At 57.8% G+C, this 14,752-nt stretch carries 11 protein-coding genes; 6 read left to right on the top strand and 5 right to left on the bottom strand.

Annotation, left to right across the window (positions count from 1 at the left end):
• Positions 1–11: 11 nt before the first annotated feature.
• Positions 12–2,981, bottom strand: a complete 2,970-nt coding sequence (locus MUN80_RS19625) for a PD-(D/E)XK nuclease family protein (RefSeq protein ID WP_244715497.1) — start codon at positions 2,979–2,981, stop codon at positions 12–14.
• Positions 2,982–3,093: 112 nt separating this feature from the next.
• On the opposite strand from MUN80_RS19625, the gene MUN80_RS19620 reads away from it, so the two are divergent.
• A complete protein-coding gene (locus MUN80_RS19620) occupies positions 3,094–3,849 on the top strand; it encodes a YwqG family protein (protein ID WP_244715495.1) in 756 nt (251 codons plus the stop codon).
• A gap of 17 nt (positions 3,850–3,866) precedes the next feature.
• Here the strand turns inward: MUN80_RS19620 and MUN80_RS19615 are convergent, their stop codons facing one another.
• Positions 3,867–5,126, bottom strand: coding sequence for a TCR/Tet family MFS transporter (locus MUN80_RS19615; protein WP_244715493.1), 1,260 nt, complete (start codon positions 5,124–5,126; stop codon positions 3,867–3,869).
• A 190-nt stretch (positions 5,127–5,316) separates the two neighbouring features.
• Here MUN80_RS19615 and MUN80_RS19610 point away from each other — a divergent pair, with 190 nt between their 5' ends.
• Positions 5,317–5,985, top strand: a complete 669-nt coding sequence (locus MUN80_RS19610) for a zinc ribbon domain-containing protein (RefSeq protein ID WP_244715491.1) — start codon at positions 5,317–5,319, stop codon at positions 5,983–5,985.
• Between the two features lie 28 nt (positions 5,986–6,013).
• On the opposite strand, the gene MUN80_RS19605 is transcribed toward MUN80_RS19610, so the two are convergent.
• A complete protein-coding gene (locus MUN80_RS19605; RefSeq protein ID WP_244715489.1) occupies positions 6,014–9,427 on the bottom strand; it encodes a UvrD-helicase domain-containing protein in 3,414 nt (1,137 codons plus the stop codon).
• A 103-nt stretch (positions 9,428–9,530) separates the two neighbouring features.
• Between MUN80_RS19605 and MUN80_RS19600 the strand changes: the two genes are divergently transcribed.
• Positions 9,531–10,349: an energy transducer TonB family protein gene (locus tag MUN80_RS19600; protein WP_244715487.1), complete on the top strand. Its 819-nt coding sequence runs from the start codon at positions 9,531–9,533 to the stop codon at positions 10,347–10,349.
• Between the two features lie 17 nt (positions 10,350–10,366).
• Positions 10,367–10,492, top strand: coding sequence for a hypothetical protein (locus MUN80_RS26040; protein WP_262922021.1), 126 nt, complete (start codon positions 10,367–10,369; stop codon positions 10,490–10,492).
• Between the two features lie 49 nt (positions 10,493–10,541).
• Here the strand turns inward: MUN80_RS26040 and MUN80_RS19595 are convergent, their stop codons facing one another.
• Positions 10,542–10,961 (bottom strand): acyl-CoA thioesterase, encoded by a 420-nt coding sequence (locus MUN80_RS19595; RefSeq protein WP_244715485.1) that lies wholly within the window; start codon positions 10,959–10,961, stop codon positions 10,542–10,544.
• A 403-nt stretch (positions 10,962–11,364) separates the two neighbouring features.
• On the opposite strand from MUN80_RS19595, the gene MUN80_RS19590 reads away from it, so the two are divergent.
• On the top strand, positions 11,365–11,556 hold the full coding sequence (locus MUN80_RS19590; protein WP_244715483.1) for a cold-shock protein: 192 nt from the start codon (positions 11,365–11,367) through the stop codon (positions 11,554–11,556).
• Between the two features lie 467 nt (positions 11,557–12,023).
• Positions 12,024–13,988, top strand: a complete 1,965-nt coding sequence (locus MUN80_RS19585; RefSeq protein ID WP_244715481.1) for a DEAD/DEAH box helicase — start codon at positions 12,024–12,026, stop codon at positions 13,986–13,988.
• A 109-nt stretch (positions 13,989–14,097) separates the two neighbouring features.
• Here MUN80_RS19585 and MUN80_RS19580 read toward each other — a convergent pair whose 3' ends face one another.
• On the bottom strand, positions 14,098–14,550 hold the full coding sequence (locus MUN80_RS19580) for a ferritin-like domain-containing protein (protein ID WP_244715479.1): 453 nt from the start codon (positions 14,548–14,550) through the stop codon (positions 14,098–14,100).
• Positions 14,551–14,752: the final 202 nt, after the last annotated feature.

Raw genomic sequence — 14,752 nt, 5'->3', positions numbered from 1 at the left:
AAACTAACCATTTAACGGGCGCAGATACCGCGGTAAGGGCAGTACTGGCACCGTTCCAAATCGTCGGTTTTGCGGATGGGCTCCAGTGGGTCCAGGATTTTCTGGGCAAACTCATTCAGCAACGCTTTGCCCTTTTCCACGAACGAGGTGCCGTCTTCGGTCAGGAAGGCCATGTCGGCTGTCATGGGGCCAGCCGCGAGGTTGCGCAAGGAAATAATGGCGGCATCGGCGGCGGGCTGGCCGGCGTGTTCCAGCATAAAGCGGTACAGCCAGAGCTGCCGTACCTTGTCGGCCGAGGAGGTGGCGTCGTGGAGCAGGCGCTGAGTGGCGGCCGCCGCATCGTCGCCGCGCTTCTGCAGCTTTAGGTCGTAGGGCTGTACCAGGCCGGTTTTGTAGTCGACCACCCGCAGGCGGCCGTCGGGCAGCTCGTCGAGCCGGTCGGTGTAGCCGAACACAATCAGGTCGAAGGCCTCGCCGCTGGGCAGCGTCACGGGTACGCGGGCATCCAGGATTTTTTCTAGGGCCACCACGCGCAAGGGAAGGGCACCGGGCGTTTCGGCGAGGCCTTCCAGGTAGCGGCGCACCAGCTGGGCGGCCACCTGACCCAGCACGTGGTTGAGGCCCTCATCGGCGCGGGCGTGGCGCTCGTCCTGCTCGTGGCGCAGGGCCCGCTCCAGCTCCTGGGGAATCAGGCGGATGAGCACCGGAATATCCTCGGTCGTTATGGCTTTTTTGCCTTCCACAAAGGGCTGAAACAGCATTTCCAAGGTTTCGTGGACCACCGTGCCGAAGCTGTCGGCCTCCAGCTTTTCCTCTACTTCGTCGTTTTCCTTGAACTTGGCCAGGCGGGCGAAATAAAACTGCAAGGAGCAATTCAGGTACTGATTCAGGGCTGAGGGCGAAAGGCCTTTTTCCAGCAGCTCCCGCAGGGCAGCCAGCATTTCAGGGTCTTTTTCCAGCACCAAGTCGCCCCCGTACTCGCGCCGGGCGGCCGAGTCGGGCGCGTCGTCCAGGACGCTGGCCGTCAGGTCGCGCAGGATCAGGTTCGGGTTCTGAGGCAGTAAGTCGTTCTGAATCTGGAGCAGGAAGCGGCTTCTCTCCCCGGTGCGGGTGCCCTCGGCGCCGGGCAGTACGTGCAGCAAATCCACGCGGCGGGCCCGCTGCAGCAGACGCCAGAACTGGTGGGCCGTGGCCGCCTCGTGGTCGGCGTAGGTGGGCATCTTGAACTGCGTCAGCACGTCGTAAGGGAACAGCGAGGAGTTGTTCTTCGGGGCTGGCAGCACCCGCTCGTTGCAGCTCAGGATAATGACGTGGTCAAAGTCCAGGGCCCGGGTTTCGAGCAGGCCCATCACCTGCACGTCGGCAATGGGTTCCCCGCTGAAAGGCAGGCGGGTGCGGGTCATCTGCTCGTAGAGAAACCGGCGGAAGGAGCGCACCGACAGCCGCTGTTCCCGGCAGTCAAACACCGAATCCAGGCGCTTGACCAAGGTAAAGAACAGGAACAGATACTCCGCCTCAATGGCCGAATGTTGGTCCTGATAGGCCTTTTTGAGCAGATCAATGAGCGTGTAGCAGGCCGCAATGATATCGTCGCAGGTGTCCCAGGTGGCAAACAGCGCCTCTACCAGTGGGTGCTGCTGGCCTAGTTCCAGCAGCTCCGAAGCCGGCAGCAGCACGGCGTTGCGCTTGATAATCTGGTTGCAGATTTTGTCGAGCAAACCATGGTACTGCTTCTGGGGCTGCTTGTCGAGCCACTGCTGGTAGCGCCGCAGAAACGGGTGACCCAGCAGCTTGCTCACGGCTAGGTGGTGGTAGCGCGGCACCCCGTAGCCGGTTTCGGCGCTGCCCTCCCGAATGCCCGTTAAGTGCACTTCAAACAGCAGGTCTACCAGGTTGAACAAGGGGGTGCTCTGAAAGCTCAAACCCATGGTCACGTTGTACTCGGGCACTTCCTCGGGCGGCAAGCCGTGGAGCACCGGCAGCAGCAGGGTTTCGTCGGGCAGCACCACGGCTACTTTGGCCCGCGGGTTTTCCCGGCGCGAAGCGGCCAGCAGCTGCCCGGCCACTTTGCCCTGCATGCTGGCGTTGGCCACGCCCACAAACTGAATTTCCCGCTCCAGGGTGCGCAGCAAATTAGGCAAACCGGTGCCGGTGTCCCCGAAAGCCTCGGCCGGCAAATCCCAGTTTTTGCGGTACTGGCGCAGGTGCTGGCCGGCGCGGTTGGGCGAGTCGGTTTCCAGGTAAAACGCATCCCCGTCGAAGCGCACCTCGGCCCGGCCTTCCTTGAGCAGCAACTGAATCAAACGTTGCTCGGCCCTCGATAAGGAGCCCAGGCCCAGAAACACGTGCCGGGGCAGGGTGTCGCCGTGCTCCAGGCGGTTTTGTACCTTATTTACGGCCAGGCGGTAGGCCAGGCCGGGGTAAGCCAGGTGGGTTTGCTCCATGCGGCGGCGCAGGCGCCAATACACTTTTTCCAGGTCGTCCCAGAAGCGGAAGTAAGCCGCCGTGGTGCTGACTTCGGTGGGCGTATCGGCCAGATCCCAGCGTTCCAGCGCCTTGGCCTGGGTCAGGTACTCAAACACTTTGGCCGGCGAGGCCAGGTTCTGGTCGAGGTGGGAGAAGTCCTGCACCAGCAGCCCCGACCAGCCCACAAACTGGTCGAAGTCGAGCTTGGGGTCAATGTCGCGCAGGATGTCGAAGAGCAAGAGCTGCAGGGCAATGGGTTCCTCCACCTGCACGCCCGAGAGCTCCACCATATAGTCTTCCATGGCCGCTACGCGCGGACTCCACACCGCTGAGCCCACTTCGGCGGCTAAACTCAGCTCATTCTTCAGATAGACCACGGCCCGCCGCGTAGGCACTACCACCACCAAATCCGACAGCTCGGCGCCGGGAAAGCGCGTGAGCAGGTCGCGGGCAGCCTGGCTCAGGAAAGAGTCGGTAGTCGTGATGGGTAGGGTAGAGGAGGCAATGGTTTCCATGGAAAGTAAAGATACCTTGCGGGGGAGGATATCCCGCCGGTTATTGAGCCCAAACAAGCAGGGTGGAGCTCCGGGCTACAGGCTGCAACAACTAACCGTTTCTGCTAACTCTATGATTCCCGAATTCTTAGCGCCCTTCGCCGAGCAACTCCAGCAGTACGCGCTGCAAAGCATAAAAATTAAGGCAACCCCAAGAGGAGAAGACGGACCGGCGTCGGCGACCAGCAAGTTTCGGGGCCTGCCGTTTCTGCCCCTGAGTGTTGTGTACCCGTGCGACGAGCAAGGTGTGCCATTGTTGCTGCTGGCTCAGATCAACCTGGCTGAGTTGCCCGCCACGGATTGGCTGCCTGCCGCGGGCCTGCTGCAGTTCTACGTGCCCACCGATTTAGGCTACGAATCAGCGGATGTAGTGCTCTTCCTTACCCCTGAGCAGCTCACGCAGCCTTGCCAGCAGGATTTCAGCTTTCTGCCCGCTGACCACTACGACAATAGCCCGATTTATTGTGAGCACAGCCTGCAATTTGAGCTAACCACGGAGTATGGTGGCCTGGAAGATTCCCGCTTCACCGTCGATTTCAACGGCCGCAATGCCCGTGCCTACCAAAAGAAGCTGCCGATGGAGCAGAAACGGGAATTCGGGAAGTTATTCAACAGCGAAGGGCACAAACTGGGCGGCTACGCCATGTTTACTCAGGGTGACCCGCGCGACTACTCCCCCGCAACGGCCGCCGACGTGCAGTTGCTGCAAATCGATATAGACGAGCAGATTATGTTCGGCGACTCCGGGGTAGCGCACTTTTTTATTGCCCCGCTGGCCCTGCAAAACCGGGAGTTCGATAAGGCCTATTTCTACTGGGACTGCTGTTAAAAAACGCGTCAACGCCGCTAGTGCCCCACCACGGCTTCCTCCGGCACGGCTGTGGGTAAGGTTGGGGCCACGTAGTGCCGCAAGGAGCGCATAGCCAGCAGCATACTGATTATGACCAGTGCCGAGCCGGTGAGAAAGGCTGCCCCGGGAAAGTGTACGGGAGCCTTAGAACTAGTGAAATAGGAAAACAAATTGGTCATCAAAGGCGGCCCGATGATAGACGTAAGGCTGATGAGGCTGGTCAGGGCCCCTTGCAACTCGCCCTGCTCGTTGGGGGGGACCTGCCCCGACATGATGCCCTGCAAGGCCGGGCCGGCAATTCCGCCCAGGGAATAAGGAACTAGGAAGGCAAACATAAGCCAGCCTACGGGTGCAAAAGCAAATAGCGCAAAGCCCACTGCATAAAGGCCCAGGCCCAGAAAAACGGAGCGTTTGGGGCCGAGAACCGGCGCACTATAGCGGATAAGCACCCCCTGAACCAGCGCTGTTAGGATGCCAATTACCCCCAGCGAATCGCCCACCCGACTTTCATTCCAGTGAAACCGGTACATGGTGTAGTACGACCAGGTGCTCTGAGTGGCGTGGGCAGCAATGTATATCAGCATCAGGGACGCCACCATGCCCATGATGACCGGGTACTTTTTCAACTGCCGCAACGAGCCAATCGGGTTAGCCCGTTTCCAACTGAATGGTCGACGGTTTTCCTTGGCCAACGACTCCGGCAACACGAAATAGCCGTAGAGCAAATTCAGAAAGGTAAGGGCGGCGGCGACCAGGAACGGAGCCTGGGTGCCAAAGTGAGCAAGCTTGCCGCCCAGCACCGGCCCAATGACGAAGCCTAGACCAAAGGCAGCGCCAATCATACCAAAATTCTGGGCCCGCTTTTCGGGGGTGCTGATGTCGGCAATGTAGGCCGAGGCCGTGGTAAAGCTAGCTCCCGTGATGCCGGCAATAATGCGGCCTACAAACAGCCAGGCAATAGTGGGAGCAAAGGCTACGACCAGATAATCCAGCCCAAAGCCGAGCAAAGCAAAGAGCAGCACCGGCCGGCGACCATACTGGTCAGACAGGTTGCCGAGAATGGGGGAGAAGAGGAACTGCATGCTGGCAAAAGCAAACATGAGCCAGCCCCCGTACCGGGAAGCATCACTAATGGTTCCGCCCGTGAGGTTGCTGATGAGCCTGGGAATCACGGGGATAATAATGCCGAACCCAATAACGTCCAGCAGGAGCGTGATGAAGATGAAGCCGAGAGCGGCCTGGCGTTTATCCGACATGATGAATCAGGTTGCTAATTTTTTTGGCGAAGCAAAATACTAATATTTTACGCAATTAGAATAGGCAAGAGCTATATAGTTGTGAGAAAACTACTGCATTGTTGAGCTGGACAACGCTCGGGTGCTGCCCGCAAACCGAAGAATTTGGGTTTCTTGCGGCTATATTCCCAACTCTCTATTCCTTCCTGCTATGCTGTTTTTCTTTGGATTGGGTCAGACCCGCATCACGACGACTGCCTTGCCCAGCGTTACCTGTACCCACTGCGGCACCCCGGATTCGTTGACGGCCACGGTCTTCTCGCGCTACTTTCACTTCTTCTGGATTCCGGTAATTCCCATCGGCAAGTTTAGCCTGACCCAGTGTGGGCACTGCAAGCAGGTGTTGGAAAAAAAGGAAATGCCCGCCGCCTACCAAGCCCCGGTAGCCGCCGCCCAAAGCCAGGCCCGTTTGCCCATTACCAATTATCTGGCCCTGATTCTGCTGGGTATCGGCGTGCTGTTTATTATTGGCGTCGGCCTGTTCAGCGACAAAACCTCAACGCCCAAATCCACGGCCGCCGCTGTTTCTGAGGACGACCCAGCCGCTACCGAAGATCCCTCGGCTATTCCTGCCGTCGGGGCCGTGTACTCGATGCCGACGGATGCCGGGCGGTACGCACTGATACAGATTACCAAAACCACCGCCGATAGTATTCACTTTCTGGTCAGCAACTCGCTGAGAACCGAACCCACGGAAGTCTTTATCACCAGTGCTCTGCGCGATTCAATGAGCATTCCTAATCCGGCCGCCAACAGGTGGAGTACCCAGCAGTGGCAAACTATCCGGCAGTACAACAAAAAGTTGGTTCGCCTGAAATAAACGACTACCCCTAAGCGGAAACCGGGCTTTAAAACACCACAACCTCTTCCGAATCAAAGTAGTAGAGCACGCACTGCACGTCGGTGTAGCCCAACTGCCGAAACAGGCCGGCATACTGCTGTAGCTGCCGGCGGTGCTGGGGCTCGGGCGGCGGAATCTTGAAATCAATCAGCGTCACGCGGCCCGGCGCAGGCTTCACGTCCGGCTCAAACACAATCCGGTCGGGCTTATAGTCCTGGCGGCGGGTACCACCCACCAGGATTTCCCGCTCGGTTTCCACGGCCACCGCTAGGCTGAAGTAGTGGGCCATCTGCGGGTTTTCCACGGTGCGGCACAACAAGCTCACCAGCTGGCCTTTTTCCTTGCTGCTGACCAGTCCCTCGGCCACCAGCTGGGCCGTCACGCGGTCCACGTCGGTGGCTACTTCGAGGCGGCGTAGGGCGTAGTGCAGCTTGCGGTTCCACTCACGCTGCACCTGCTGGTCGTCGAAGTCGAAAATAGTATTGGCGTGCCGGCGCAGGCGGAGCCGTTCCTCCCAGGGCGTGCTGCTCAGGTTGGCTAACGGGTATGTTTCGGTAACTTCCCGGCTTTTGAGCCGGGGCACGAAGTTGTGACTGTCGGCCAGCGTGTAGGCGGTGCGCTCGTCGTTCCAGGTGCCGGTAGCCAGCAGGTAGCGGTGCAGCAGCTCAGCCACCGTCTTGGCTGGCTCGGCGGGGCTACTTACCTCCAGTTCCTTGGCCGTTTTGGTCGGTTTGGGCCGGCGGCTGATGATGTAGAGCCGGTGCCGGGGCCGGGTGAAGGCCACGTAGAGCATGTTGAGGCCTTCCAGAAAGGTCTTCTCCAGCTCCTCGGTATACTGCTGGGCCAGCGGGGTGCGCAGCAGGGCCTGGGTCTGGCTGACCACCGCAATGGGCGGCATTTCAGGCACCGGTTTGGCATCTTCCGGCAGCTGGCCCCAGAGCAAGGTGCCGCGGTAGGGCGTCAGGCTCCAGTCGGCGAAGGGCACGATGACTACCCCGTAGGCCAGGCCCTTGGCCTTGTGCACAGTAGTAATGGTAATAGCGTCCCGGCCCGCCGGGGCATTGATGCTCAGCGCACTTTTCTTCTGCTCCCAGTAGGCCAGGAAGTTATTGAGGTTGTTGCCAAAGCGCAGGCTGTACTCCAGGGTAAGGTCCAGGAAACGAAACAGGTACTCACTTTCCTCGTTGCGGCCCAAGAGCCCGAAGGTGCCCATGAGCCGCTCAGTCAGCTCGTAGAGGCCCAGGTTACCGGTTTCCCGCTCCCGTACGTCGTAACCCAGGGCGCGCAGCTCGTCGAAAAAGTCCTGGGCCTTCTCGGCATTGGCTAGCGTGGCAATGTGGCGGGCCCGGGCCGGGGTAGGGGCCAACTGCCGCACCACTTTATCGACCAGCAGCAGGGCTTCGGCTCGGGCCAGGGTGTCAGCAGGCCGGTTCAGCACCCGGAACAAGGCCACCAACAGGTTCACTACTTCGGCAAACTCCAACGACAGCGAATCGGCCGAAATAATGGGGTAGCCCCGCTCTTTCAGGAACTTGGCCACCCGGCGGCTGGAGTCGCGGCGGCGGCAAAGCACGGCAATGTCCTGAAGCCGGAACCCATCCTGCATAGCCTGCTCCACGAGTTGCAGGGTGAGGTAGAGCGTGCTGGCTTCGTAGTCAAATACCTCGTCGGGGCCCACACCGGGGAGAATTTCCGTGGTGTAGTCGCCCGTTACGGGGTTGTAGCGCCGGGCTGGGGCATTATCTTCGGTGAAGAGCAGCTCCACGTGGCCAGCCTCCCCACCGGGGGTTTGCTGCCCAAAATGCTCATCGTAAATGCTCTGCACCAGCGGCAGCTGCGGATGCGTGCTGCTGACCTGTCCGAAGAAGTCGTTGTTGAACTGGATAATCTCCGGAGCCGAGCGGTAGTTGGTATTCAGGTGCTCGGGCGTCAGGGCCTGGTCCAGGGTGTAGTAGCGGTCCTGCAGCAGCCCGCGCAGCTCCTCATCGGCCACGCGGCCGTAGAGGTACTGCGTTTCATTCTTGTGCAAACGCAGAATCTGCTCCATTTCCCCGCCCCGCCAGCGGTAAATAGCCTGCTTGGCGTCGCCCACGGCCAACGACAGGTTGCCGGTCGACACGGCGTTTTCCACCAGGGGCAGCAGGTTGTTCCACTGCAGCACAGACGTGTCCTGAAACTCGTCGATGAGCAGGTGCAGGTACCGTTCCCCCATTCGCTCGTAGAGAAAGGGCACCGGCTCGCGCAGCACGATGCTGGCAATGCGGCGGTTAAACTCGGCAATGAGTACCACGCCCCGCTCCCGGCTCAGCTGGTCCACGGCCTTGCTCAGCTCACTCAGCAACGACACGTGAAACAGGTAGGGGAGCATGCCGTTCACCAGAATATAGTCCGAAAGCAGCGTGGCCCGCAGGTTCTCCAGCTCCAGGTAGTAGCGCGTTACTTCCTCTTTCACGGCGTCCACCCGCTGCTTGTCGGCCGCCGTTTTCACCTTGCCACTGTACCACTTATCCTGCTCAAAGGTGGCCCGCACGTAGCTGTTGGCCTCCTTGTCGGGCAGCAGCCGCTCTTCCCACTTCGTAAAATAGCCGATGATGCCGTTTTTGCCCTGGTACAAGTCAGCCTCCGTCACGCCGGCCGTTTCCAACGCTACAATAGCCTGCAAGGCCGCCAGCTGAAACTTGCCCTCAATAACTTCCTTGCGCTTCCGCAGCGTTTCGTGCAGCCGCCGGTAGTCCTGCAGCGACATCTTTTGCAGCTGGGTCACGGCCTCGTGCACGGGCTCACTCAGCAGAAAGCGCCCGAACTGTACCAGCTCGTCCGAGAGGTTATTCCAGCTGCGGCCCTCGTCGGCCTTGCTCAAGGCGTAGTCGGCCAGGGAGCGGCTGAGCAGGGCCGCGTTGGGGTCTCGGTTGACGCGGTCCAGCAACAGGGCCACCGCGCTTTGCAGCACCGCGTCGCCGTCGAGCTCCACCTCAAACGTGGCCGGCAAGCCCAGTTCCCGGGTAAAGGCCTGCACGATGCGCTGTACGAAGGAGTCGATGGTGCTCACGCCGAAGTCGGCGTAGTGGTAGAGCACCAGCCGGAACGTGGCCGCCGCCCGGCGCCGCAGTTCCTGCCGTTGCTCTTCGGGCGTCTCGGCCCGCTTCGGCAGCAGGCCTTCCTCGGCCAACTCCCGGGCAATGTCGCCGAGCAGGGCGTCTTGCTGCTGAGCGTCGTCCGAGGGGTAGGCAAAGCTGCGCAAGGCACTGATGATGCGCTCCTTCATTTCGCCCGCCGCGTCGTTGGTGAAGGTAATGGCCAGGATGCTCTTGAAATAAGCCGGGTCCTCCGAGCCCAGGGCCAGCTTCAGGTATTCCTTGGTTAGCTGGTACGTTTTGCCGGAGCCGGCGGAAGACGAGTAGATGCGGAACGTGGCGGGCATTGCGGGAAAGGAAAGCGGCGTGCAAGATAACCCATAAATGACCGTACTTAGTCCGCCAGCCAATCGTTTATATTAGCCTGTGTAAGGGAAATTCTATACTCATATGATAAAGTATATAAGCTGGACCGTTGCTTTGCTTCTGTGGATACATTCTTGCCCGCTGGCTTATGCAACTGCCCAAATTCCGGATCAATTGCGCTACAAAGGACAAGAGGTACGGCTATTTGCAAACCCACTTGAGCAGTGGGATAAATTAGAGTCTATACGCCCCAAACTATTTGGTAGCAAACCGGGGTGTGCATCCACTGCTTGTTGGAGAAATTATATGGCCCATTGGGAAATAATTGCTGGGGAGCTTTATCTGCTAGGAATCTACAGCTGTTGCTTTAGTGATGATAAATTGAGCGCCAATTTGAAAAAACTATTTGGTGAAAAATGTATAAATGGTAAGGTTAAAGCGGATTGGTTTAGTGGCGAAGTGCTAGTGCCAGAAGGTAAATTGCTGCGCTACGAGCACATGGGGTACGGTTCTATATACGAAAAGGAGAGGATTATACAACTCAAGCAAGGCCGAGTAATTACAGAGAAGATATATGATAACTCTAAGTCACGTACTTCCGTGTATGAGACTGATTCGAGGAAGTTGCTGCAATTTATTTATAAAAATATTGTCTGGCATAAGCTACCCCAACCGGTTAGTAATGCCCGGGTTTTTGTGCAGTTCTCTGCCAATGAGCAGGGCATAATTGATAAAGTGGAAATAGTAAAAAGTTATGATTCTAAATATAACAATGAAGCTATTCGGGTAGTCAGGCTACTATCTGCGTGGAGTATTATATACAGCCACGGTAAGTTTCAAAGAATGCCGTGGACAGTACCTATCACTTTTAGTGAGGAAAATAGAAAAAAGTACAGCCAGTGACAAGAAACATATCAAAATTGAGTAACCGTTCTACTGGCGAATCCACACAAGTCGAAACCATATCGGTGCGAACTTCCCAACTAGTCTACAAGTTCTACGAGAAGGGCGGCTTCGACTTGGTCGAGGTCAACAAAGACTACTAGGCCCCGGGCTTCGACCTGTACCGCATGGTTTACCGGCGCTAGCTTGGGCTTAGCCCACCGCCACGCGCAGCCGCTGCTCCACCTCCGGCGTCACGCGCTTGGGACGCTGGGTACCGGGGTCGAGCAGCACCCACTGGGTTTCGGCCTCGCAGAGCAGCACTCCGTCCGTAGCCCGCTCGATGCGCACGAAGCGCTGCGACTGGGCCCCGCGCACTTCCCCGATCCAGGTGGTGCAGCGCAGCTCCTCGCCCAGAAAGGCGGGCTTGTGGTAGCGCACCCGGTGTTCCAGCACTACCCATATATACTGTTCCCGCTCACCGGCCGGGAAAGCCGCATGCCAATGCGCCGCAGCCGTGTCCTGCACGAATTGCACGTACTGCACATTATTGACGTGGTTGAGTTCGTCGATATCAGCCTCCACAATGGTAAGCAGGCGGGAAAAGCGGAAGGAGACAGGAGAGTCTGTCATATAAGAAGAACGAAGAGACGTGAATAAGTGCGCTAGCAGGTATACTAGTCAATATACAGGTTGCCGAAAAGCCAGCGCATGCCACGCTGAGGCTAGGCGGTAAGCCAATATTAGATACGCTACAGGTGCTGTGTACGCCGGATGCCGTTGAGCTGTACAAAAAAATCTTCAAAAATCATCGGTCAATAAGTGGCGTTTGCAGGCTGTCAGGGCCACTTTACCGGAAACACCGGCTTGGCGAGCAGAAGCATAATACTGCCTAACGCGAACCGTTACATTCAGAATGCGTATCTTTGGTTCAAGTTTAAGATAATGTGCTTCATTATTCTGCTATTCGTTCTGCAAGGAGCTACATCAGATAACAATGGCCACCTTGCTTGAATGACATCCATACAATATCCTCATGCAAACAGGAACAGTAAAATTCTTCAATGACACCAAGGGCTTTGGTTTCATTAAATCTGACGAAAACGGTCAGGACATCTTCGTACACGTAAGTGACCTGATCGACGAAATTCGTGAGAACGACAAAGTGCAATTCGACGTTGCACAGGGTAAAAAAGGCCTGAATGCCGTAAAGGTATCGTTGGTTTAATTACCTCACTTCTCGCAAGTGAAACAGAAAAGCCTGCCTCGCGCAGGCTTTTTTGCGTTCAGGCTAATTGCCAGAGAGCCTAGGAGTTGAGCCTTACAGCCCTAAAAACTTATATAGCCATAGAACTTCTGGGCTCGGGGCTCTGTTGCCCCAAACCAAGCCGGAAGAGGAGCCCAGGCAAGCTGCCTGTTTGCCCGCCGGCTTATAGTAAACTGAACTGTACCCAGGAATAAGAATTAGCTAAAAATGCCTGCTAGGTATCTTTTTTCACCGAAAAGACGTACCTTTGCAGCCGCATTGAGAACAGCCATGTTCCGCGCAGCATAGGCTGCTGTAATCTAATAGGCTGGCCGCCTTCGTCTTCCGTCCGTTGCTTTCGTCGCTTGTCGTTGTTGTTGAGTGGGAGAGGAACGTCGCTGAATCCGCTGTTTTCAGAGCTAGTGTCTCTCATTCCATCTAACATAGACATGGAAAAAGTAAAATTTGAAGAGTTAAATCTCTCCGAGGAGCTGCAGCGCGCCATTGCTGAGCTCGGCTACGAAGAAGCATCCCCCATCCAAACGGCCGCCATTCCGGTTCTGCTCGAGGGCAAGGACGTCATTGGCCAGGCCCAGACCGGTACCGGCAAGACCGCCGCTTTCGGCATTCCCGCCATCGAGGGCGTCGACACCAACAACCGCGCCGTGCAGGTGCTGATTCTCTGCCCCACCCGCGAATTGGCGGTGCAGGTTTCGGGTGAAATCCAGAAACTGGGCAAATACAAGCGTGGTTTGGCCGTGGTGCCCATCTACGGCGGGCAGAGCTACGACCGGCAGTTCCAGGCTCTGGAGCGCGGCGTGCAGATCGTAATCGGTACGCCCGGCCGGGTGATGGACCACCTGGAGCGCGGTACGCTGAAGCTGGATCAGGTAAAGAAAATCATCCTCGATGAGGCTGACGAAATGCTCGACATGGGCTTCCGCGACGACATCGAGGTGGTACTGAGCAAGATGCCCGAAGACCGCCAGACGGTGTTCTTCTCGGCTACGATGAGCAAGCCGATTATGGAGCTCACCAAAAAGTACCAGACCAACCCGAAAATCGTAAAGGTTAACCACCAGGAACTGACGGTTACCAACATCGAGCAGATGTACTACGAGGTGCGTAACCCGATGAAAAAGGACGTTTTGTCCCGCATCATCGACATGTACAACCTGAAGTCCACCATCGTGTTCTGCAACACGAAGCGCATGGTCGACGAGTGCGTGGCTGAACTGCAGGCCCGCGGCTACTTTGCCGACGGTTTGCACGGCGACATGGGCCAGCAGCAGCGCCAGAATACGCTCGACAAGTTCCGCAAGGGCACGCTCGAAATCCTGGTTGCTACCGACGTAGCTGCCCGCGGTATCGACGTGGAGAACGTGGAAGCTGTCGTTAACTACGACCTGCCCGCCGATGAGGAGTACTACGTGCACCGCATTGGCCGCACGGGCCGCGCTGGTAAGCTGGGCAAGGCCTTCACCTTCGTGAGTGGCCGCGACATCTACAAGCTGCGCGACATCATGCGCTACACTAAGGCCAACATCAAGCAGGAGCGGATTCCGTCGTTTGAGGATGTGTCGGAAGTGAAAACCACGCTGTTCCTGGCCCAGATCAAAGAAATCATTGAGAAGGGCAAGCTGGAGAAGTACGTTGCCCGCGTGCAGCGCCTGCTTGACCAGGAAGAAGAAATTACTTCCCTCGACGTGGCCGCCGCTCTGCTGCGCATGACGATGAAGGAGGATAAGCAGGCCGAAAAGAGCCTCGAAGTAGGTCGTCAGCAAGGTGCCGTGCGCCCCGGCTTCACCCGCCTCTTCGTCACGATGGGCAAGAAAGACCGGGTTCATCCCCGCGACATCGTGGACCTGATTGCCGAAAACACCGCCCTGACCGGCAGCAAAGTCGGTGACATTGCCCTCTACGACAAGTTCAGCTTCGTGGAAGTGCCTTCGGAGTTTGCCGAGGAAATCACGACCAAGCTGGGCCGCACCTCGATTCAGGGTCGTCCCGTGTCATTCAACATTGCTACGCCCCGCCAGGAAGGTGATGCCCAGCAGGAAGGCAACACCCGCGGCCCCGGTGGCTTCGGTGGCGGTGAGGACCGTCCGCGCCGCAGCTTCGGCGAGCGTCGCGAAGGCGGCTTCGGTGGTAACCGCGGCGGTAGCTACGGTGAGCGCCGCGAAGGCGGCTTCAACCGTGGTGGCAGCTCGTACGGCGGCAACCGGGAAGGTGGCTACCGCGGCGGTAACAGCGGGGGCAGCTCCTACGGCGGCGGCTACAAAGGCAACCGCGACGGGGGCAGCTCTTATGGCGGTGGCTACAAGGGCAAGCGCGACAATGATGGTGGCGGGTTCCGCGGCGGCAACCGCAGCGAAGGCCCAGCACCCCGTCCGCGTCAGGATTTCGACGAATAGTTTGCAGCATAAGTAAGGGTAGGGCTACGGCCTTACCCAGTGCTAGCTGAATATAAAAAGCCCCGCCGGGATTCCGGCGGGGCTTTTTTATGCGTTTGAAACAACGCGCTTACTTCGAGGCCGAAGCGTCGCGCAGGGAGCGAATTTCGTTGTGGGCTTCCTGGATGCCCTGGTATTGCTTCTCGATGATGGTCTTGAGCTGACCGGGCAGGCCTTCGGCTTTCAGGGCCGTCTGGTAGGCCTTCACGGCATAATCTTCGCCCCGCTCGCACTCGTTCAGAATGCTTTCCCGGCTTTTGCTGGTAATAGCGGCCTTCAGGTTAATGAAGGCACGGTGGACGGTGCCCGTAATCGAGCTTTCCTCATCGGCCTTCAGATTGAGCTGGTGCATCTGGTCTTCGAGCTCGGTCAGGAAACCGTCGCGCTGCACGGCGTACTTCTTGAATACCTGCTTCAGATCATGATCTTCAACGTCAGCGGTGGCGGTAGAATAGCCTTTTTCGCCGTCTTTCAGCGTTTCGAGCAGTTCGTTGAGCAGGGCTTGGGTTGCTTTGGCTTCCATGAGTGGGTCAGTAAATTTAGGTGTAGTAGAAACTAAGGTTGTGTAGGTCTTTACTGCCTGGGCGTGAATAGGGTTGCAGAAAGGCTCTGTTATAACAGTGCAAGCGACTATTACGCAAAGTCCGGGTCTGCTGGAGTTGTGGCTTCAAACCCAACGGCAGCTTTTCCTGCTTCGGGGTATTTTCAGCCGTGACGCATTGCTT

The organism is Hymenobacter cellulosivorans, assembly GCF_022919135.1.
GTDB lineage: Bacteria > Bacteroidota > Bacteroidia > Cytophagales > Hymenobacteraceae > Hymenobacter > Hymenobacter cellulosivorans.
Note: the sequence above shows the minus strand (reverse complement) of the source record. Positions and strands in the feature narration are given on the sequence as shown.